Consider the following 21797-nt stretch of genomic DNA (forward strand, 5'->3'; position numbering starts at 1 on the left):
ACTAGAAATGGGAAACACTACACGTCGAGAATTTCTAAAATGGATGGGATTTGGAATAGCTTCTGCTACCTTAGCTAGTTGCAAAGGTCCTGTTATACGATCTATTCCATATTTGGTGAAACCTGAATCTATTACACCAGGAATCCCAGTATACTATGCTTCAACTATGTTTGATGGCTTCGATCTAGCTAGTGTTTTAGTCAAAACACGAGAGGGAAGGCCTATAAAAATCGAGCCAAATACTGAATCTCTTCATTTTCAGAACGTCTCATCTCGTGTACAGGCTTCTTTACTTCTATTATATGAGAACGAACGGTTAAAAGGACCTTCAATTAAAAGACAGTCTGTATCCTGGAATGATGTAGATAAATATGTTATTTCACAACTAAAACAAATTAGAAAAAAAGGCAAGAAAATTGTTTTACTTTCTTCTTCTTTTCCCAGTCCATCTACGAAAAAGTTATTCCAGACTTTTGAAAAAGTATATACAACAGCAAGTTGGATTACTTATGACGCATATTCTTATTCTTCCGCTTTAGATGCTACCAAAGAAATACTAGGGATCCGGGCTTTGCCACACTACGATCTATCTCAGATAGAATTAATTGTTTCCTTTGATGCAGATTTTTTAGGTGATTGGAGTCCAGAGAGCTTAGCAAAATCTTATGCTAAGCAAAAAAAAACCGGTGCTAACATGTTACGGCATATCCAAGTCGAAAGTAATATGAGCCTAACTGGTGCTAATTCTGATAGAAGAATTCCTCTTAAACCTTCTCAAGTACATCATCTGTTATATGAAGTATATAAGGCAATGCATGGTGATTCTAACCATTATCTAGCACAAAAAATTTATAAAGAAATTAAAATTAAAGGTTCGAAAGCAGTAGTTTTTGCTTACGGCAGTAAAGAGGCTTATGCATTAGCTCTTTTAATCAATAAAAAAATTAGGAGCCATGCTCTAGAGAAAAACCTTTTCTTACTTGCGAAAGAAAGTAATGATTTATCTTTTAAAAAATTTATTATAGATCTTGAAAAAGGAGACATTGGAGCAATTTTAATAAATAATGCTAATCCTTTATATACTTATCCAAAAATAAAAGAATTAAAAAATGGATTTAAAAACGTAGAACTTACCGTCTCATTTTCTCCCAAAGAGGATGAAACTTCCGATCTAATGAAGGTATGGGCACCTACTAACCATTGGTTGGAAAGCTGGGGCGATACTGAACCTATTACTGGGATGTATACTCTCATGCAGCCTGTTATACAACCGTTATTTAATACACGTCAATTCCAAGATTCTTTACTCATATGGAGTAATACAAAAATAGATCATATCAGCAAGAAAAATTCTATGACATATCATAGCAGTAATCTTCCCTATTATGATTTCTTAAAAAATTTTTTCAAAAAAAATATTTTACCTATATCTAGTGTTTCATCATTTAATGAAGCTCTTTTTAAGGGATGCGTAAGTCTTTATAAAGAGATAAAACTCGTTAGAAATCAAAATCCTACTAAAAAATATCTTCAAACTTTTGATCACTCAAAAAAAGAAGGTTTTGAACTAAAACTATATACTACAACGGCCTTAGGAGATGGAACTCAGTCAAATAATCCTTGGTTACAGGAGCTGCCTGATCCCATTACCCGTACTACTTGGGAAAATTATATCACACTTTCATCGTTTGACGCTAAAAAACTGGGTATTCGTAATTGGCACATAGGAAATGGAGCAATGGATGGAGATTGTGTTTATCTAACCATGGGAAATATAACATTTAAAAACGTTCCTGTTTATATCCAACCTGGACAAGCGTTGGGTTCCATAGGTTTAGCTCTGGGATACGGTCATAATAAAGGAAAAGTATCCTGTCAATCAGTAGGAATAAATGCTTACTACCTGTATGAGAATTTTAATATTCTACAAAAAGGAATTCAATTGAAAAAATCTTCAAGAATACATAAATTTTCTTGTACGCAGTTACAACACACTATGGGAGGAAGAAATTCCATTGCTAGAGAAACCGATCTTGAAACTTTTTTGACACAAAAAAAAGAAATATGGAATAAAGAAGAGAAAATAAAAACTTATAAGGTAGATATTCCATTAGATAAAATCACACTTTGGAAAGAAAAAGATCGATCTCAAGGTCATCATTTCCAGTTGGCTATAGACTTAAATGCTTGCATAGGATGTGGATCTTGTATCATTGCATGTCATGCCGAAAACAATGTCCCTGTGGTAGGTAAAGAGGAGATACGAAAGTTTCGTGATATGCATTGGTTACGTATAGATCGTTATTATTCTACTGAAGAAAGTTTCGAAAGTATGGCCAAAAAGGGACTTTCACAAAAAAATTTGTTTTATGAGCCAGAAATGTACAAGCATCTTTTAGAACCTGAATACAATCCTAAGGTTATTTTTCAACCTGTTATGTGTCAGCATTGTAACAATGCACCTTGCGAAACAGTTTGTCCGGTAGCAGCGACTTCACATGGAAGACAAGGACAAAACATGATGGCTTACAATCGGTGCGTTGGAACGCGTTATTGCGCTAACAATTGTCCTTACAAAGTTCGTAGGTTCAACTGGTTCAACTATGCTGAAAATGATCAATTTGATTTCTATATGAATAATGATATAGGCAGAATGGTGCTTAATCCAGATGTAGTAGTCCGAAGTCGAGGAGTAATGGAAAAATGTTCTCTTTGTATTCAGATGACACAGGCTACCATAGCTAAAGCAAAAAAAGAAGGAAGAAAGATAAAGGATGGTGAATTCCATACATCGTGTACAAAAGCTTGTCCTACTGGAGCTTTAAGTTTTGGTGATATTAATGACCCAAAAAGTCAAATAGTTCGAAAACTAGAGGATGATAGAAGCTATAAACTGCTTGATTTCATTGGGACTAGGCCCAATGTCTTTTATCAGGTCAAAGTAAGACATTCTAAATGAAGTATGGATTCCGAATCACCTCTTAGACCCCCCTTGATTTTAAGGGAAAAAACGTATCATAATATTACTGAAGATGTTGCCCGTGCTATAGAAAGTAAATCTGGAAAACTTTGGTGTATAGCATTTGGAATATCATGTATGGCAGTCATTTGGGGTATAGGATGTATTGCCTATACCATAGGTACTGGAATAGGTGTCTGGGGGTTAAATAGGACAATTAATTGGGGTTGGGATATTACAAATTTTGTATGGTGGGTGGGTATTGGACACGCTGGAACGCTGATTTCTGCGGTCTTATTACTTTTTCGCCAAAAATGGCGACTTTCTATCAACCGATCAGCAGAAGCTATGACTATTTTTGCTGTAGTTCAAGCAGGGTTATTCCCCATTATTCATATGGGGCGTCCTTGGGATGCTTTTTGGGTGATTCCAATACCTAACCAATTTGGTCCACTTTGGCCTAATTTTAATTCTCCTTTGCTTTGGGATGTATTCGCTATAAGTACTTATTTTTCAGTATCTACTGTCTTTTGGTTTCTGGGACTTATTCCTGATTTTGCAATGATTCGAGATAGGGCTAATCAACCTCTTAAGAAAAAAATTTACAGGATCCTTAGTTTTGGATGGGGAGGAAAAGCTAAGCATTGGCAACGTTTTGAAGAATTATCTTTGGTGTTAGCCGGATTATGTACCCCATTAGTATTTTCAGTACATACTATCGTATCGTTTGATTTTGCTACTTCAGTTATTAAAGGATGGCATAGTACGATATTCCCTCCTTATTTTGTAGCTGGAGCTATATTTTCTGGGTTTGCTATGGTGCAAACCTTGCTGGGTATTGCTAGAAAGGTGCTGCATTTAGAAGATTATATCACGAAAAAACATATAGAATATATGAATATAGTGATTCTTATCACTGGAGGAATGGTAGCTATAGCTTATATGACAGAATTTATATTAGCTTGGTATTCAGGAAGTTCTTTTGAAGACTTTACTTATTTATCACCTGGAGCAGCAACCGGACCTTTTTGGTGGGCGTTTTGGGCATTGATAGGGTGCAATGTTTTGATCCCACAAGTACTCTGGTTCAGAGCTGTCCGAAGAAGTTTTTTCTGGTCGTATGTAATTTCGATATTTATTAATATAGGAATGTGGTTTGAGCGTTTTGATATTATTGTTTTGAACCTAAGCCACGATTATCTTCCTTCTACCTGGACAGGATTTCTCCCTTCTTTTGTAGATCTTGGAATTTTTATCGGAACTAATGGTTTTTTCTTTATGTTATATTTATTATACGCACGAACATTTCCTGTAATTGCACAAGCAGAGTTAAAAACGATTCTAAAATCAGAGAATAAAAAATATCAAAATGCGAAGTGAAAGCACTAAAATTATATATGGAATATATGATGATGATGATCTTCTGATAAAGAGTATCAATATTTTGAATAAAAAAGGGATCTCAATTCATGAAGTATATACTCCTTTTCCAGTACATGGTGTTGATAAAGCTATTGGTCTAAAGAAAACACGTATATCTTATCTAGCTTTTTTTTATGGGTGTTTTGGAACTGCTTTCGCTTGCCTACTTTCTTGGTATACCATGATTCATGATTGGCCTCAGGATATCGGTGGGAAACCTAATTATTCCTTGTATGTCAATTTGCCATCTTTTGTCCCTATTTTATTTGAAATCACTATATTTTGTGCAGCACATTTTATGTGTCTTACTTATTTAATTCGGTGTGGACTTTTTCCTTGTGCAGAACCAAAAAATCCAGATCCCCGGACTACTGATGATAAGTTTCTTATAGAGATTCATACTAAAACTGACGTAAATGAATTGGTAAAACAATTTCAAGAAAACGGTGCTATAGAGATTAGTGTAAAAGACAAGCCATAATGAGAAAGAGATTTAAACTATATAAATACACTTTAACTCTCCTTTTATTTTTTAATTTAAGATTTCTCTTCAATAGTGATCCCTCCGCACCTAATAGAGTATATATGCCTGACATGTATTATTCTAAAGCTTATGAAGCTTACTCCGATACGATCCATCAGTCCATATTTAAAAATGGCACTACTTCCTTGAGTACAGTCGCAGGGACTGTACCTAGGACTGATGGGAATATGTTTCCCTATCCCTTTCCAAATTCTAAGAAAGGTTATCATGATTCAAAAAAAATCAAAGTATCTCCTCTAAACCAAAGGAAAGAAAATCTTGCAAGAGGAGAAAAAATGTACCAGATTAACTGTTCTATATGCCATGGGAATACGGGAGATGGACAAGGTGAACTTGTTAAAAAGGAAAAAATTCTTGGTGTACCTAATTATAAAAATCTGGAAATTACTGTAGGAAGTGTATATCACGTAATTATGTACGGAAAAAATAATATGGGTTCTTACGCTTCTCAACTTACACCGTTGGACCGATGGAAAGTAGCTGAATACGTCATTAAGTTAAAACAACAATAATAAGACTAGAGTTATGTATCAATGCAAAATATTGAAACAGATTTTTTTTATTATAATGATATTGGGCTTAATTTCTATGTTTTTTGGATTTTATAAGAGTCTTTTTATGGATGAAGATAAAGTTTATTCGGTTATAAAAACGCATACAGAAAGATTTGATATTATTCTACCTATAGTAGAGAAGGGAAAGGGATATCAAGTAAAAAACATCAATTACTTTGTGCAACTAGCACGAACGAGACCTTGGTCTGCATTGTATATGTCAGCCTTTTATTTTACAAGCATCTCTTTGGGAGCTCTATTCTTTTTAAGTATTCAACATGCTGTCCAAGCTGGATGGCCCATTGTAGTAAGTAGAGTCATGGAAGGAGTTTCTTCATTCTTACCCTTTGGGGGAGTAATTATACTACTTCTTTTAATACTAAATTGTATAGGAGTTATACATATGATACCCTGGATGGATTCTTCTTTCTCAGATCCAAATTCTCCAAATTACGATGAGTTCATTCATAATAAACTACCTTTTTTAAACATTTATTTTTACCTAATAAGAAGTATTCTATATGTAGTGGGCTGGACATTTTTTATGTGTTGTCTTAAATTTATTTCCAAGAAATTAGATTATACACGTAGTGTAAAAGAACATAAGACATTACGTTATGTCTCAGTGGTTTTTATCTTATTTTTTTCCATTAGTTCTATGGTAATGGGTTGGGATTGGATTATGTCTTTAGATCCGTCCTGGTTCAGCACACTTTTTGGATGGTATGTTTTGGGATCTTATTTAGTATCTGGAATTACTGTAATTTCACTAGTAGCGATATTTCTAAATAGTCAAGGTTATCTTCCTTTTTTTAATCATAATCATTTACACGATTTAGCTAAATATATTTTTGCTACTAGTCTTCTATGGACTTATTTATGGTTTTCACAATTTTTACTCTATTGGTATGGTAATATCCCTGAAGAAGTCACATATTTTCTGCATCGTTCAAATCAATATCATTTTATTAACTTTATCATGCTAATTCCCAATTTTTTGTTCCCTCTTTTTGGACTTATCAGTAGTAGATCTAAAAGGAATAAAAAAATCATCGTTATATTAGGATGCATCCTACTGATAGGACATATTATAGACATATATAATATGATTATGCCAGGTAGCGTCGGTGGTTTTTATGGGTTTGGGATGTCTGAAATCGGTAGTCTACTTTTTGTAGGTGGAGGTTTTTTATTGGTTCTATTACGTGAATTTGGGAAAATGAATTTATCCCCACAGGGTAATTTCCTATTCTATGAAAGTGTATTCTATGAATATTCCTTATAATAAATTGACAGGTAAACATTTAAAAGCCATCGCATATTGTTTGATATGTTTAAACATAGCTTCCATACCGTTAGCTCGGATAGGAGATAGGAAAGAACTAAGTCCAATTTTTAAAATAAATTCTGGTTCAGAATAAATAATATGGTCTAAGAAACGTCCAGAATAGATACGTAGCATTAATGCTATAATACCCCGTGGAATAATAGCATCACTGTAGGCTTGAAAACAAATTTTATTTTTTTTTACATAGGCATGTAACCATACTCTAGAATGACATCCTAGAATCAATTTATCTTCACTACGTAAATAAGATGGAATTGGTTGAAGTTTTTTACCTAATTCTATTAGATAGAGATATTTATCTTCCCAATTGTCAAAAATTGAAAATTCCTCTATGACCTCTTGCATGCTTTTTTTAAAATAGGCTGTCGGGGATGTAGCTCAAGTTGGCTAGAGCGCTACAATGGCATTGTAGAGGTTGTGGGTTCAATTCCCATCGTCTCCACGAGACTCCAACCAGAGACGTCATCAAATATTCTGTAGAACGGGATACACCATAACTACTACCTACGGTGGTGAGTAATCATCTGATCAGGTAGTTAAAGAAAACGGTAATATGAGAATGCTGGGTTCTATTACTTTTAAGCAGACACGTTTTCCATAAAAAATATTTCCCTAATGCGTATAGCACGCTCTATTGCCTTACGGTGAGTACGAGCGACTAAAAAATACGGGCTACTAAAAAATATAATACCCGGACCGTTGGATAACGATTCGGGTTTTTAATAAAAATATGTTTTCTTTTTAATTACATCACCCCACTTCCAGTAACCGGTTGTGCTGGTTCATCTTTTTTTATTTCAGTTACTACACACTCCGTGGTCAGTAGCATCCCTGCTACTGAAGCAGCATTTTCCAAAGCTACACGAGTTACCTTAGTAGGATCAATTATCCCAGCAGAAATCATCTTTTTATATTCACTTTCTTTAGCATCATATCCAAAGTCTCCTTTACCTTCAGAAACTTTTGATACAATGACCGATCCTTCTCCACCAGCATTAGCTACGATCTGACGAAGAGGTTCTTCAAGAGATCTTTTAACAATATTAATCCCAGTGTTTTGATCAGAATTATCCCCATTAATATGCTTAAGAGCGTTTATACTACGTACCAAAGCAACACCTCCACCCGCTACAATACCTTCTTCAACAGCAGCACGAGTTGCATGCAAAGCGTCATCTACACGATCTTTTTTCTCTTTCATTTCTACCTCAGAAACAGCACCAACATAAAGAACGGCTACCCCACCAGCCAATTTGGCTAAACGTTCCTGAAGTTTTTCCTTATCATAGTCAGAAGTGGTGTTCTCGATTTGAGATTTTATTTGTTGAACACGTCCCTCGATAGCCTTTTTATCTCCAGCACCATTTACAATGGTGGTATTATCTTTATCAATACTTACTTTCTCAGCTCTACCAAGCATCTTAATATTAGGATCTTCTAACTTAGTCCCAGTTTCTTCAGAAATTACTATACCACCTGTCAAAATAGCGATGTCTTCCAACATAGCTTTTCTTCGGTCTCCAAATCCTGGAGATTTTACAGCAGCAACTTTTAAAGCACCTCGGATTTTATTAACTACTAAAGTAGCTAAAGCTTCTCCATCTACTTCCTCAGAAATTATTAATAGCGGTTTCCCAGATTGGGCTACAGGTTCTAATATTGGAAGCAAATCTTTCATCACAGAAATCTTCTTATCACATAAGAGAATATAAGGATTGTCTAGTTCAGTTGTCATTTTTTCACTATTGGTAACGAAATAAGGTGACTGATATCCACGATCGAACTGCATACCCTCTACTACATCCACATAAGTTTCAGTCCCTTTAGCTTCTTCTACTGTAATTACTCCTTCTTTACCTACTTTTTCGAAAGCTGAAGCTATAAGCTGACCAGTTACTTTATCATTATTCGCTGATATGGAAGCGACTTGTTCGATTTTTTTACTACCTACCTCAACTTTATGAGACTGTTTTTTTAAGTCAAAAACAGCGGATTCGACTGCTCTATCAATTCCTCTTTTCAAATCCATGGGATTTGCCCCTGCAGCTACATTTTTTAGTCCCTCACGAACAATCGCCTGAGCTAGTACAGTAGCTGTGGTAGTACCATCCCCAGCCACATCATTAGTTTTTGAAGCTACCTCTTTAACCATTTGAGCCCCAAGATTTTCTATAGCATCTTCCAATTCTATTTCCTTGGCTACTGAAACCCCGTCTTTAGTTACATATGGTGATCCAAAAGATTTTTGTAATACCACATTGCGTCCCTTAGGCCCTAAGGTCACACGGACAGCATTTGTCAGGGCATCAACCCCTCTTTTTAATTTGTCCCTTGCTTCTATATCAAATTTAATGTCTTTTGCCATCCGATTAAATAATTGCTAAGATGTCAGATTCCCGCATAATTAGGTAATCTTCTCCTTCATGTTTTATTTCTGTGCCTGAATATTTCCCATACAATATTTTATCTCCAATTTTCACTGTCAGGGGTTCATTTTTTTTACCAAATCCCACGGCCACAACGGTACCTTGCTGAGGTTTTTCTTTAGCTGTGTCAGGGATAATAATACCTGAAGCAGTCTTAGTTTCTGCTTCATCAGATTTAACCAACACTCTATCTCCTAAAGGTTTTATATTTAGATTTTTCATCGTTAGGTTATTTGATCGAAAAAACATAAAATTATGTAAATTTTTTATCACAGACAACTTTCAACGGTTAAAAAAACAGTTAAATGTCAGTATTAAAATAAATAATCCTATTGATAGGATCCAAGTAGTTTTTTCTAAAAAATCATTCGGTCGGCGGATCCCGAATATTTGTGTGCTCTTGGGGGTTAAAATTTGAGAACTTTTAGGATTTTGAATCAGAATTATGATCAACAGTAAAAAAGATATAATGCTAATAAGTATAGTTAAAAATATATACACGTCGTTAGTTTCACTAAATTTCTATGCTGAATTGTTTTATTTTTCTATAGAGTGTTCGTTCAGATATCCCCAATTCCTTGGCCACCGTTTTTCTTTTACCCCTATTTCTCTTTAAAGCTTTGCGAATCAACTCTATTTCTTTTTCCTGCAAGGATAGAGATTTAGAAGCAGTCCGCGGTTCTTTGGATTCATCAATTTCTTCATAATTAGTTTCTAATGAATATTTTTTCCCTGCTGCAGATATTATTTCCTCTTGTGGATGATCCTGTTTAACACGATGAGCATATTCTGTAGGGCTTCGCATAAGTTTCCATGTGAGAGACTTTAAATCGGTTAAATCCTTACGCATATCATAAAGCACTTTGTAAAGTAAGTCTCTCTCATTACTCATTTGTCCCGACTCCTGAGAAAGCGTATGTTCAGGAAGATATTCTTTTATGCGTTCAATAGAAACCTCTCTATCAGACTCTAGAATAGATAGTTGTTCTACAACATTACGCAATTGACGAACATTTCCTGGCCACGGATAATTTTTTACATAACCCATAGCATCACTACTTAACTTTATGGTAGGCATTCGGTATTTTTCTGCAAAATACTGTGAAAATTTTTTAAATAATAAACTAATATCTCCTCTACGAGCTCGTAAGGAAGGCACATTAATTTGAACAGTATTGAGTCTATAATAGAGATCTTCTCGGAATCTTCCTTTAGATATCGCCTCAGAAATATTAACATTAGTTGCAGCAATGATCCGTACATTTGTTCTCTGTATTATAGAAGATCCTACCTTTAAAAATTCTCCGGATTCTAAAACTCGTAATAGCCGGACTTGCGTGGTAAGAGGTAATTCACCTACTTCATCGAGAAATATGGTACCCTTATCGACTACTTCAAAATATCCTTTACGTACACAAGTAGCGCCGGTAAATGACCCCTTTTCATGACCGAAAAGTTCGCTCTCTATAGTTCCTTCAGGAAGAGCCCCACAATTTACAGCTATATAAGAATGATGCTTTCGCAAGGAAAGTTGATGAATGATCTTCGGAAGAAATTCCTTTCCTACACCACTTTCACCCATTACTAGGACAGAAATATCCGTGGGAGACACCTGAATTGCCTTTGCTAATGAGCGATTTAGCCCTGGGTCATTTCCGATTATTTTGAACCGTTGTTTTATGCTCTGTATGTTTTCCATAGTGTTTTTTAGCTATTGAAAGTCGTCTTTCCTATCAGGGTCGAAGAAGTACAATCTACAATATTTACAGTCACAAACTCTCCTATTTTATAGTACTCTTTTGGAAAGACTACTACAGCGTTCTGGGAATTTCTACCAGACCAATGCAAAGTACTTTTTTTTGATTCTCCTTCTATCAATACTTCCTGAATTTTTCCTAAATGCTTTTTTTTACCTTCATAAGAATGTTTCTGTTGCAAATCTATAATCTCTTGTAAACGTTTTTTCTTTGTAGAGTCAGGAACATCATCAACCAATCTTTTTGAAGCCGGGGTCCCAGGACGTACAGAATAAGCAAACATATATCCGAAATCAAAGTGCACGTATTCCATAAGGCTCATAGTTTGATGATGATCACTTTCTGTTTCTCCGCAAAAACCTGCAATAATATCATGAGATATAGCACAATCTGGGATCAGACATCGTATTTTATCAATAAGTTCTATATATTGCTCGCGTGTATATCGACGATTCATGCGTTTTAATACACGTGTACTTCCAGACTGTACAGGGAGGTGAATGTGTTTACATATGTTTGAATAACGGACGATAACTTTTAAAACTTTTTCTGACATATCAGAGGGATTAGAAGTAGAAAAACGAATACGCATTTTAGGCAAGGCACAAGCTACTAACTCAAGCAAATCCGCAAAGTCTAATGAGGTTTTACGTTGAATTTCTGAAGCTTTATAAAAATCCTTTTTCAGACCACCTCCATACCACAAATAGGAATCAACGTTCTGTCCAAGAAGAATAACTTCTTTATATCCTTTCTTCCAAAGATTATTACATTCATTCACAATAGTATGCGGATCTCGACTTCGTTCTCTACCACGAGTGAAAGGAACTACGCAAAACGTACACATATTATCACAACCTCGAGTAATAGTGACAAAGGCTGTTACCCCGTTTCCTATAAAACGAACCGGATTTATATCAGCGTAAGTATCAGATTTCGAGAAAGCTACATTAAGAGCCTTTCTTCCATCTTTAACCTGACGAATCAGAGAAGGAATATCACGATAGCCATCAGGACCTACCACTAAATCAACTATTTGTTCTTCCTCAAGTAATCGAAACTTTAGTAGTTCTGCCATACACCCTAAAACACCTATCACTATATAAGGTCTGATTTTTTTTATCGATTGAAACTGTGCCAAACGCATCCTAATAGTGTTCTCTGCTTTCTCTCGGATTGAACAAGTATTAATCAATATAACATCAGCTTGTCCTGGATCCGAAGTCTTACTGAAACCTTCATCGAATAATATAGAAGTAACTATCTCACTATCATATAAATTCATTTGACAACCATAACTCTCTAAATAGAATTTCCGATTTTCCTCAATGTGTAGAGGAGAGATCAAACTAGATTCTACCTTCATATCTTTCTTGTGTTTGCAGTTTTTTTTTGAGAACTTTTCGAATACGCAAAGCTCTTACTGCTATTAATGTTATAATACTATCAACGCAGCATTAAACGTTTGTCCTCTTAAGGAAATAACTATATGCTAACTATAATTCTAGCGCATTCTCAATTTTACTCTCCATCAAAATTTCTATAGGATTTTCTAAAATTTCTTTAACAGACACTAGAAATCCCACAGATTCTCTTCCGTCTATGATTCTATGGTCATATGACAGTGCTACGTACATTATGGGACGAATCTTCACCTCTCCATTTATGGCCACAGGACGCTCAACTATATTATGCATGCCTAAAATAGCGCTTTGCGGAGGATTAATAATGGGAGTCGAAAGCATCGAACCAAATACTCCTCCATTAGTAATGGTAAAAGTCCCACCACTCATTTCATCTACGGAAATTTTTCCGGATCGGACACGTGATGCTAAACGTTTTATCTCTTGTTCTATTCCTCTGAAGGAAAGTATCTCTGCATTTCTTAAAACTGGAACCATTAAACCTTTAGGTCCAGATATAGCAATACTGATATCACAAAAATCATAATGTATTTTCTCTTCTCCATCAATCATAGTATTTATATCAGGATATAAATTTAGAGCTTTTACACAAGATTTTACAAAAAAAGACATAAAACCTAATCCGACACCATGTTGTTCTTTAAATTGTTCTTTATATCGATTTCTCAAACTGAATATCTCGCTCATGTCTATTTCGTTAAAAGTAGTAAGCATAGCAGTTTCGTTTTTTACGTTGACTAGACGTTCCGAAATTTTCTTTCTAAGTGCAGAAAGACGTTCTCTTTGAAATGAACGAGGAGCCCCACCCATCGACGGAATAGCTTTAAGAGCATCTTTTTTGGTAATCCGACCTTCTTTACCAGAACCTAAAATTTGGGAATAAGAAATATTTTTCTCTGCTAAAATCTTCCTTGCTGCTGGAGAAGGTATTTTTTTAAGTTCATCTGTTGTAATAGGTTTTTCTTCTATTTTTTTTATCCGTGCAGACGCATTTTTGTTCAGATCTATCAAGCATACTATATGACCAACTTGTAAGGTTTCTCCTTCCTTTGCTTTTAGAGTTATAATGCCACTTTTTTCAGCTGTAAGTTCTAAGGTAGCTTTATCAGAAGAAATTTCTGCAATAACTTGATCTTTTCTTACATAATCCCCATTTTTTACGAGCCAGGAAGAGATTTCGACTTCTGTAATCGATTCACCCGGGGAGGGAATTTTCATTTCCAATATCATAAGTTCATGATCTAAAAACTTTTTCTATAATTTCCTTCTGTGTTTTTATAAAATTACTATAAGAACCACTGGCTGGAGAAGCACTTTCATCACGAGATATAATCTCAAAAGGGATGCTTTTTAGTGTATAAGATATGTAAGGCCAAGGTCCCATGTTTTTAGGTTCTTCTTGAACCCACATCCATCGTTTACATTTTGGGTATTTTTCCAAAATTCTTTTTAATAATTCTTTTTGGATAGGATATAACTGCTCTAACCGTATTAGTGCAATATGCATAGATCTAGTGATTTCTTTTTCCTTAAGGATTTCATAATATATTTTTCCTGAACAAATAACTATTTGTGTTATTCGTTTAGGATCATCAGTGTCGTCGTCTATGATTGGATAGAATCTATCTGTAGCCAGATTTGCTAATGTAGCAACACATTTAGGATGTCTTAAGAGACTTTTAGGGGTGAAAATAACTAAGGGTTTTCTAAAAGGAAATTTCATATGTCTTCGTAAAGCGTGATAAAAATTGGCCGGATTAGTACAGTTTAGTATAAACATATTATATCGGCCGCACAATTGAAGATATCGTTCAATACGTGCAGAAGAGTGCTCTGATCCTTGTCCCTCATAGCCATGAGGTAATAACAGTACTAATCCGTTTTGTATTTTCCATTTATCTTCTGCAGCAGATAAATACTGATCTATAATAATTTGAGCTCCATTGCTAAAATCTCCAAATTGTGCTTCCCAAAGAGTTAGGGTATTAGGAGAAGCCATAGCATAACCATAATCAAATCCCATTACTCCGTATTCAGAAAGTGGGGAGTTATATATTTGTATAAGACCTTGTCCTACTCTAAGATGGTTTAGTGTAATATACTTATTTTCAAAATTTTCGGATTTAATTACTGCATGACGATGGGAAAAAGTCCCCCTCTCAACGTCTTCTCCAGAAAGACGGATATCGAAATTTTCATATAATAAAGTCCCATAAGCTAAAAGTTCTGCCATACCCCAATCAATGATATTACCATTTTTTATCATTTCTTTTCTTTGGGCTAAAATTTTTTCTATTTTTTTATAGAAATGATAAGTTTTTGGTAAACTGCTTATTATTAAGCCTATTTCTGTTAGTAGTTCTATAGGAAAACTTGTATCCATCTCTTTGAATACCTGAGAAGATTGGTCTGGTGAAAAAATATTCCATTCTGAAGGCAAAAAATAATTTAATTGATTTCGCTTCCTATTTTTAGCTCTTTCATAGCTATTTTCTAGCTTTTTACTCAAATCTTGTTCAATAACTTGAATGTATGCATTATCTATGATGTTTTCTTTTTGTAATTTTTTTTTGTAAATATCTCTAGCGTTAATCTGATTCGCAATAGCCTTATAAAGTGAAGGTTGTGTAAACCTGGGGTCATCTCCTTCATGGTGTCCATATTTCCTATATCCCAAAATATCAATAAAAACATCTCTTTGATAATGCATTCTAAAATCGACAGCAAAATGTATAGCGTGAATAACGGATTCTACATCATCAGCATTGACGTGTAATACTGGGGAAAGGGTAACTTTTCCTATATCAGTACAATAGATACTAGAACGACCATCTATATAATCAGTGGTAAATCCCATTTGATTATTGACTACTATATGTATCGTTCCTCCTGTTTTATAACCTTCTAGTTGAGACATTTGCACAATTTCATAAATAAGACCTTGTCCAGAAATAGCAGCATCGCCATGTATAAGAATGGGTAACAGATGGTTATAATTTTTCTTATAGTAATGATCTATCTTCGCTCTTGCGAGACCTTCTACCACAGTATCTACAGTTTCAAGATGCGAAGGATTCGGTGCTAGACTTATTTTTATAGATTTCCCATGACGGTTATTTCGTTTTATCGTAGCTCCTAAATGATATTTGACGTCTCCAGAAAAAACTTTTTCATCATATTCTTTTCCATCGAATTCGCTAAATATTTCTTCTAAGCTTTTTTTTAAAATATTAGCTAATACATTTAATCTACCTCTATGAGCCATCCCTATAACAAATTCCTCGGCTTCATAACAAATCGAGGCATATTCTATAAGCTCATCAACAGCAGGTAACAAAGATTCATTCCCTTCAATAGAAAATCTTTTCTGACCTACAAATTTAGTGTGTAAAAAGTTTTCAAATACTACTGCTTCAGTGAGTTTATTCAGTAAGTTTTTTTTTTCTTCAACCGAAAGAGACGGTTTATTCTCATTTTTATTAAGCCATTGCTGAATCCAGTAAATATTTTCTGGATTTCGCAAATGTATATATTCTATTCCTATAGATTCGCAATATACAGTCTTCAGATGAGTCAATATATTAGCCAGCGTACAAGGTTCCTTTCCGACAAGTTTTCCAGCTTCAAAAACCGTTTCAAGATCTTCTATCCCAAGTCCAAATTGTTCAATATCTAAATTCGGAGAATATTCACGCCTACTCCTAATTGGATTAGTTTTCGTAAAAAGATGCCCACGACTCCGATAGGCTTGGATCAAATTTAAGACCTGGAATTCCTTCAGAATTTTTTGAGAATCCTTGTTATCATTTCTATTGTAGGTTGCCAAGGCAAAATCAAAACCTTGAAAAAAAGCTCGCCAACTTGGCTCAATCTGGTCTGGAGTATGAAGATATCTATGATAGAGCTCTTCAATGAGTTTTGGATGAACGGTATTCAGAAAAGAATAACGATCCATGAGAAATAAGTATAACTCTTCTGAGAAGAGAGAATGATTATTAAAATGTAACATTTTTAGTTAAAAATAAAACTCTCCACTAACTTTATCGCTTCATTTAACCCAGTAGAATTGTTACCCTTTGCCATAGCAAAAAACTTCTTACCTCCCCCTTTCCCTTTGATATATGGGGATAATTTTTGAAGAATTTTACAAGCATTTACCCCATGTTCTACAAGATCATCAGAGACAGCTATGCAAAGCAGCACGTTATTTTTTTCAGAACGACCAACAACTGTTATTAGTTCTCTATGTTCCCTACGTAATTCTAATGCTATGGTTTTCATAGCAGTAGGTTCTAGATTTGTTTTTTCATAGATCAACATAAATCTATCATGTTTTTTAGCTTTTGTTAACCATTCTTTTTTTAATCTCTGTATTTCTCGTGACGTTACAATATTTATTTTTGTTCGTAACTTTTTTATTTCCTGTTGCAATTGTTGTATCGTTTTAATCGGATCGGAGGGATTATGTATTTGATAAATAATTTTATTATAATCATCATATATCTTGTTTTGATATCCAATGGCAGTTTTTTCGGTAATTGCTTCTATACGTCGAATACCTGATCCTACAGAAGATTCTGATACAATTTTGAATAATCCTATTTCTCCAGTTTTCTTTACATGTGTTCCAAAACACAATTCTAACGAGGGGCCAAAACCAATACTTCGCACTTTATTTCCGTATTTTTCCCCAAATATTGCTACAGATCCTTCTGAAATTGCTGTTTCAAATGGAATGTTTCTACGTTCTCGTAAAGGATAATCTTTAAATATTATATCCTGTACCAACATCTCAATCGACTGCAATTGTTCAATACGTATTTTTTTAGTATGAGAAAAGTCAAAACGCAATCTATCAGGCCCTACATACGATCCTTTCTGAGAAACATGATACCCTAGGACTTTTTTTAGAGCATAATGTAATAAATGAGTAGCACTATGGTTTTTTTCAATTTTCTTTCTACGATTTTTATCTACTGAAGCTTTGAAAGGTTTTTGGATATTATCAGGAAGTTTTTCTATCGTATGAAGAAAAAGACCATTCTCTTTATAAGTATTTATGATTCGTATTGTATCAAATTCATTTTCCAAATAACCACTGTCTCCTACCTGGCCACCTTCTTCCGGTAAAAAAGGTGTTTTATTTAAAACAATTTGATAATAGGGACCTTTAATCGTTTGCACACGACGATATTGTTGTATATAAACATGAGCATATAAAATTTCATGACCGATAAATTTGTTTTCTTCTTCTACGAAAGAACTATTGAGAATAGTCCAATCATCATGCTGAATATTCCCATATTTCCGAGCACGTTCTTTTTGAAGAGACATTTCTTTTTTAAAGCCTATTTCATCTATTTTTAACAAATTGTCTGCAGCAAATAAACGTGAAATATATATAGGTAAACCGTAAGTATCATATAACTCAAATATTTTATCTCCACTAATCTGGTTTTGTCTTTTTTGTTTAGTTTCTTCAATAAGATTTCCCATTCTGTTTATGCCATGAGTTATGGTATTAAAAAAAGTGCTTTCTTCTGCTTGGACTTGTTCCTCTATCCACTTTTGTTGACGAACAAGTTCAGGAAATATATCTCCCATTTCTTGTACAAGAACTTTCACAAGTTTATACAAAAAAGCTTGATTCTGATGTAAAAATTGATATCCATAACTTATGGATCTTCTCAAAAGACGACGAATTACATATCCTGGACCAATATTAGAGGGATTTTGTCCGTCAGCAATAGCAAAAGAAATAGCTCTTATGTGATCTACTATCACACGAATAGCTATATCTATTTGAGAATTTTTCCCATAATTAACATTGCTAACCGATTCTATTTTTTTAATTAGAGATCGAAAAAGATCAGTGTCAAAATTTGAAGATTTGTTTTGCAATACTCTGCAGAGTCTCTCAATACCTAGACCAGTATCTATATGACGATTCTCTAATTTTTCAAGACTTCCATCCGATTTCCTAAGAAATTCTATAAATACAAGATTCCATAGTTCTATGACATCCGGATGATTTTTATTAACAAGATCCTTACCGGAAACAGACTTTTTTTCTTTTGAACTACGTAAATCTATATGAATTTCTGAACAAGGTCCACAAGGACCGATAGATCCCATTTCCCAGAAATTTTCTATTTTACCAAAAGAGATAATGCGATTTTTGTCAATAAATCTTGACCAAAGAAATCTAGACTCCTCATCAGGAGAAATATCATTTTTATCATCACCAGAAAATATTGTAACATATAAATTTTCACTAGGGATTTTGTAGACCTCAGTAAGAAGTTCCCAAGACCATTCTATAGTCTCTTTTTTATAATAATCTCCAAAAGACCAATTTCCAAGCATTTCGAACATAGTATGATGATGAGTATCATGACCGACATCTTCTAAGTCATTATGTTTTCCTACTACTCGTAAGCATTTTTGCGTATTAGCTATTCTAGAATAATGAGGGATTCTTTGCGAGAGAAAATAATCTTTGAAAGGATTCATTCCCGCGTTTGTGAACATAAGGCTGGGATCATTTTTTATAACAATGGGAGATGAAGGAAAGATTTTATGATTTTTTTTTTGGAAAAAATTTAAAAAACTCTGTCGGATTTTACGAGAGGTAAACATCACATAAGTTTTATATAGGATTGCGGAGAGAAAGGGATTCGAACCCTTGACACTGTATTCAGTGAACATACTTTCCAGGAATGTGCCTTAGACCACTCGGCCATCTCTCCAAGAATTTTCCAATATGCTGATCCCTAAGGCTTTTCTAACACGTTGTAATGTGATCGTAGCTATTTGTGAAGCACGTTCAGCTCCCAGAGAAAGAATTTTATTTAAAAGTACTTTTTTTTGTATAAATTCATTGAATTTTTCTCGTTCGTGTTTAAACCTATGTAATAAAAGTTCATAAAGAGCTTGTTTAGCATTCCTATAACCATAACCTCCTGATAGATAATTTTTTTCCATTTCAATAATTTGGTATTCAGAAGCAAAAAATTTGTAAAAAGTATAAATTAAATCTGTTTCTGGATTTTTAGACTCCTCTAAGGAAAGATTATTGGTTCGAATATTCATGATTTGCTGGTATAGTTCTTTTTCTTTAGCAAAAAGATTTATAATATTTCCTTTAGATTTGCTCATTTTGTTTCCGTCAATACCTGGTATATACATCATATTTTTATTAATCATAGGTTCTGGGACAACAAAGACTTCTCCTATTTTACTATTAAAACGCTTGGCTATATCACGCGTAATCTCCATATGTTGGAGTTGATCTTTCCCCACTAGTATTTTTTCAGCATCGTAGAGCAATATGTCCGCTGCCATAAGCATAGGATAGGTAAATAAGCCAGTGTTAATCTCTTTAATATAATTTTTTTTTTCCTTAAATGAATGTGCTAATTTAAGTCTATGATAAGGGTAAAAACAACTTAAATACCAAGATAATTCAGTTGTCTGAGGTACATCGGATTGACGATAAAAAATCGCTCTATCAGCATCAAGCCCGCAAGCAAGCCAAGTAGCCAAAACTTGATAGGTATATTCTTTTAATAACTCAGCATTTTTAACAACAGTTAACGAATGTAAATCTGCAATAAATAAAAAGGAAGTATAATCAGAGCTATTTGCCAATTGAATAGCTGGAAAAATAACACTCAATAGATTGCCTAAATGAGGAATACCAGTGCTTTGGATCCCCGTTAATATTCTGGACATTTTTAATATTTTAACGCTTCTTCCCAGAATTTCTTTAGGAATTCTGACGTTCTTTATTAGAGTGAAGTATTAACTCACTTTTAATTTTAGAAGCATTTTCTGTGGCTTTATGCATAGCCATCATCCGTGATCAAGCATTGCTTTAAAAATAGCTATTTTTAGGAATTAAATAGTCTAAAAGAGCTTCTTTTGAAGGCTCCATAAAGTAATTAACCTTTTCATCATTACTAGACTTTATAGAGATAGGTAATAGTTTTCGGTTTTAAAACCGACTCCAGAATTTTTATATTCACAATATATACTATATGAATAGAACCTTTAAGAAATTCTTCTATTAAAGAATCACAGAATATTTCTACCTGATGGTCATAAATCGTATAAAATAGATTAAAATTATGTTATAGTAATTTTTTTTCCTCTGAAAAGGAATAGAGATTTTATGAGTAATATCTTTAACGATTGCATCATTGAAACTTCCACAAAGTCCCCTATTAGAACTGATAACAATGATTAATTTTGTATTTACAAAAACCTCTTCTAAATAAATAGAATTAAAATCTGTATTTGAAAAAGTAGACGTCTTCTATTCCTTAAGAATAAGGATAGAATTGTAATATGGCATCTTTAGCATCTTTAGCATCTTTAGCATCTTTAGCATCTTTAGCATCTTTAGCATCTTTAGCATCTTTAGTTTTTTTAAGTTTAGCTGCAGTAATCTTCATCATAGAAGAAACTGATTGAATCCGAAAAAGGATTTATTTTAAACTAGGCACGTCCTTTAATATATTTCTCTTCATGAGAGACTCTTTCAAGCACTTTAGTAAATTTTGTTACATTATTTGAGGATATTTGTTATTTAAATAAATATTCTTCCTCAAATTCGTGAACCTTATTAAGAGAGTCAACAGATTTCTGGGACCGAGATATAGTATAGCTATTTTATAAGGATTATTTATCCGTTGTTTTAGAATTTCCACGTTATGTTTACCTTTATTTCTAATATCCATAGTAACAGGATCAAGATTAGAAACAAACTTTTAAAAGGCTTCCTTCCTTCCTTCCTTCCAGATCACGGAATTGAGCCTGATCAATTTTAAGAGTTCCAGCTTGCTACTACACGGGATCCAGAAATCCCTTCATTAATTGCTGCCCCCAGAATTAAACAAATCAATTTATAAAAATATTTGGCCTAATAGAGATAATATTAGTTGGAATATAAGCGTCTACCTCTTGGGTATCGCTGTCCCCCCTTGAGACATCGTTAAGATTACGGGCTACTTCATCATGCAGAACGTTACAATAAGCGTAGACAGGATTAGCTTCTCGTCCTGGAGTCTTAAAAGCAAAGAAATTTCACGGTAAGATCATCGGCCTCACGAAAATATTCTACTACGACCGTCTACATTTTTAATGTGTTGCCACTGGCAACATAAAGACAAAAAACTGGTGATCATAACATTCCTTCTGATTAAGAATCGTGGTTTGACCTGTCTGTCGTTGGCCCACGTCTAATAGGAATCATAGCATCAATAGCTATAAGACCTGTTTGTAGAGAGGCTTACGATAGATTAGGAGGTAAGCTAGGTAAGCTATATGTACGCTACGTTGTATCCTTCTAGGATAACCAGG

The 21797-nt window shown here is 34.1% G+C and carries 16 protein-coding genes, 2 tRNA genes and 1 pseudogene; 6 read left to right on the top strand and 13 right to left on the bottom strand.

Features of this window, described 5'->3' with window-relative positions:
• Window positions 1–7: 7 nt before the first annotated feature.
• The 5 genes from FNIIJ_RS01070 to FNIIJ_RS01090 are packed head-to-tail and all read left to right on the top strand — an operon-like array spanning window position 8 to window position 6764.
• Window positions 8–2959 carry a 4Fe-4S dicluster domain-containing protein gene (locus tag FNIIJ_RS01070; RefSeq protein WP_038436205.1) on the top strand — a complete coding sequence of 984 codons (2952 nt, stop codon included), beginning with the start codon at window positions 8–10 and terminating at the stop codon, window positions 2957–2959.
• Window positions 2960–2962: 3 nt separating this feature from the next.
• A complete protein-coding gene (gene nrfD, locus FNIIJ_RS01075) occupies window positions 2963–4339 on the top strand; it encodes an NrfD/PsrC family molybdoenzyme membrane anchor subunit (RefSeq protein ID WP_038436207.1) in 1377 nt (458 codons plus the stop codon).
• Window positions 4329–4862 (top strand): DUF3341 domain-containing protein, encoded by a 534-nt coding sequence (locus FNIIJ_RS01080; RefSeq protein ID WP_038436209.1) that lies wholly within the window; start codon window positions 4329–4331, stop codon window positions 4860–4862. Before nrfD ends, FNIIJ_RS01080 begins: the two co-directional genes overlap by 11 nt.
• Window positions 4862–5437 (top strand): c-type cytochrome, encoded by a 576-nt coding sequence (locus tag FNIIJ_RS01085; RefSeq protein ID WP_038436211.1) that lies wholly within the window; start codon window positions 4862–4864, stop codon window positions 5435–5437. The genes FNIIJ_RS01080 and FNIIJ_RS01085 overlap by 1 nt, the downstream gene beginning before the upstream one ends.
• 55 nt (window positions 5438–5492) lie before the next feature.
• Entirely contained in the window at window positions 5493–6764 is a 1272-nt protein-coding gene (locus FNIIJ_RS01090) for a hypothetical protein (protein WP_233485135.1), read from the top strand.
• Here FNIIJ_RS01090 and FNIIJ_RS01095 read toward each other — a convergent pair.
• On the bottom strand, window positions 6759–7172 hold the full coding sequence (locus FNIIJ_RS01095; RefSeq protein ID WP_038436214.1) for a SufE family protein: 414 nt from the start codon (window positions 7170–7172) through the stop codon (window positions 6759–6761). The genes FNIIJ_RS01090 and FNIIJ_RS01095 overlap by 6 nt on opposite strands.
• Before the next feature lie 22 nt (window positions 7173–7194).
• Here FNIIJ_RS01095 and FNIIJ_RS01100 point away from each other — a divergent pair.
• Window positions 7195–7269: transfer RNA gene (locus FNIIJ_RS01100), tRNA-Ala, on the top strand.
• Window positions 7270–7572: 303 nt separating this feature from the next.
• On the opposite strand, the gene groL is transcribed toward FNIIJ_RS01100, so the two are convergent.
• From groL to FNIIJ_RS01920, 12 genes and pseudogenes are all read right to left on the bottom strand, one after another.
• Window positions 7573–9192, bottom strand: a complete 1620-nt coding sequence (groL, locus tag FNIIJ_RS01105) for a chaperonin GroEL (RefSeq protein ID WP_038436216.1) — start codon at window positions 9190–9192, stop codon at window positions 7573–7575.
• A 4-nt stretch (window positions 9193–9196) separates the two neighbouring features.
• Window positions 9197–9475: a co-chaperone GroES gene (locus tag FNIIJ_RS01110; RefSeq protein ID WP_038436342.1), complete on the bottom strand. Its 279-nt coding sequence runs from the start codon at window positions 9473–9475 to the stop codon at window positions 9197–9199.
• A 60-nt stretch (window positions 9476–9535) separates the two neighbouring features.
• Window positions 9536–9754, bottom strand: coding sequence for a preprotein translocase subunit SecG (gene secG, locus FNIIJ_RS01650; RefSeq protein ID WP_076690910.1), 219 nt, complete (start codon window positions 9752–9754; stop codon window positions 9536–9538).
• A 13-nt stretch (window positions 9755–9767) separates the two neighbouring features.
• Window positions 9768–10952: a sigma-54 interaction domain-containing protein gene (locus FNIIJ_RS01115; protein ID WP_038436218.1), complete on the bottom strand. Its 1185-nt coding sequence runs from the start codon at window positions 10950–10952 to the stop codon at window positions 9768–9770.
• Between the two features lie 8 nt (window positions 10953–10960).
• Window positions 10961–12376 carry a tRNA (N6-isopentenyl adenosine(37)-C2)-methylthiotransferase MiaB gene (miaB, locus tag FNIIJ_RS01120; RefSeq protein ID WP_038436220.1) on the bottom strand — a complete coding sequence of 472 codons (1416 nt, stop codon included), beginning with the start codon at window positions 12374–12376 and terminating at the stop codon, window positions 10961–10963.
• A gap of 130 nt (window positions 12377–12506) precedes the next feature.
• Window positions 12507–13664 carry a 2-oxoglutarate dehydrogenase complex dihydrolipoyllysine-residue succinyltransferase gene (odhB, locus tag FNIIJ_RS01125; protein ID WP_038436221.1) on the bottom strand — a complete coding sequence of 386 codons (1158 nt, stop codon included), beginning with the start codon at window positions 13662–13664 and terminating at the stop codon, window positions 12507–12509.
• Window positions 13665–13668: 4 nt separating this feature from the next.
• On the bottom strand, window positions 13669–16443 hold the full coding sequence (locus FNIIJ_RS01130) for a 2-oxoglutarate dehydrogenase E1 component (protein WP_233485136.1): 2775 nt from the start codon (window positions 16441–16443) through the stop codon (window positions 13669–13671).
• A 2-nt stretch (window positions 16444–16445) separates the two neighbouring features.
• Window positions 16446–19073, bottom strand: coding sequence for an alanine--tRNA ligase (gene alaS, locus FNIIJ_RS01135; protein WP_038436222.1), 2628 nt, complete (start codon window positions 19071–19073; stop codon window positions 16446–16448).
• A gap of 23 nt (window positions 19074–19096) precedes the next feature.
• Window positions 19097–19183: transfer RNA gene (locus tag FNIIJ_RS01140), tRNA-Ser, on the bottom strand.
• On the bottom strand, window positions 19161–20168 hold the full coding sequence (gene trpS / locus FNIIJ_RS01590; RefSeq protein ID WP_051673256.1) for a tryptophan--tRNA ligase: 1008 nt from the start codon (window positions 20166–20168) through the stop codon (window positions 19161–19163). Before trpS ends, FNIIJ_RS01140 begins: the two co-directional genes overlap by 23 nt.
• A gap of 590 nt (window positions 20169–20758) precedes the next feature.
• Window positions 20759–20890 (bottom strand): hypothetical protein, encoded by a 132-nt coding sequence (locus FNIIJ_RS01835; RefSeq protein WP_262481934.1) that lies wholly within the window; start codon window positions 20888–20890, stop codon window positions 20759–20761.
• Window positions 20891–21070: 180 nt separating this feature from the next.
• Window positions 21071–21398 (bottom strand): annotated as a pseudogene (locus FNIIJ_RS01920) (F0F1 ATP synthase subunit alpha); the annotation flags it as partial.
• Window positions 21399–21797 lie beyond the last annotated feature (399 nt).

Origin of the sequence: Candidatus Walczuchella monophlebidarum, from assembly GCF_000709555.1 — a bacterium.
Classification (GTDB): domain Bacteria; phylum Bacteroidota; class Bacteroidia; order Flavobacteriales; family Blattabacteriaceae; genus Walczuchella; species Walczuchella monophlebidarum.

Coding starts and splice junctions, on each gene's coding strand:
- FNIIJ_RS01080 (WP_038436209.1), top strand. CDS start 4,329: ATGCGAAGTGAAAGCACTAAAATTATATATGGAATATATGATGATGAT.
- FNIIJ_RS01115 (WP_038436218.1), bottom strand. CDS start 10,952: ATGGAAAACATACAGAGCATAAAACAACGGTTCAAAATAATCGGAAAT.
- trpS (WP_051673256.1), bottom strand. CDS start 20,168: ATGTCCAGAATATTAACGGGGATCCAAAGCACTGGTATTCCTCATTTA.
- nrfD (WP_038436207.1), top strand. CDS start 2,963: ATGGATTCCGAATCACCTCTTAGACCCCCCTTGATTTTAAGGGAAAAA.
- FNIIJ_RS01110 (WP_038436342.1), bottom strand. CDS start 9,475: ATGAAAAATCTAAATATAAAACCTTTAGGAGATAGAGTGTTGGTTAAA.
- FNIIJ_RS01835 (WP_262481934.1), bottom strand. CDS start 20,890: ATGAAGATTACTGCAGCTAAACTTAAAAAAACTAAAGATGCTAAAGAT.
- groL (WP_038436216.1), bottom strand. CDS start 9,192: ATGGCAAAAGACATTAAATTTGATATAGAAGCAAGGGACAAATTAAAA.
- miaB (WP_038436220.1), bottom strand. CDS start 12,376: ATGAAGGTAGAATCTAGTTTGATCTCTCCTCTACACATTGAGGAAAAT.
- FNIIJ_RS01130 (WP_233485136.1), bottom strand. CDS start 16,443: ATGTTACATTTTAATAATCATTCTCTCTTCTCAGAAGAGTTATACTTA.
- FNIIJ_RS01095 (WP_038436214.1), bottom strand. CDS start 7,172: ATGCAAGAGGTCATAGAGGAATTTTCAATTTTTGACAATTGGGAAGAT.
- FNIIJ_RS01085 (WP_038436211.1), top strand. CDS start 4,862: ATGAGAAAGAGATTTAAACTATATAAATACACTTTAACTCTCCTTTTA.
- FNIIJ_RS01070 (WP_038436205.1), top strand. CDS start 8: ATGGGAAACACTACACGTCGAGAATTTCTAAAATGGATGGGATTTGGA.
- odhB (WP_038436221.1), bottom strand. CDS start 13,664: ATGATATTGGAAATGAAAATTCCCTCCCCGGGTGAATCGATTACAGAA.
- FNIIJ_RS01090 (WP_233485135.1), top strand. CDS start 5,493: ATGATATTGGGCTTAATTTCTATGTTTTTTGGATTTTATAAGAGTCTT.
- alaS (WP_038436222.1), bottom strand. CDS start 19,073: ATGTTTACCTCTCGTAAAATCCGACAGAGTTTTTTAAATTTTTTCCAA.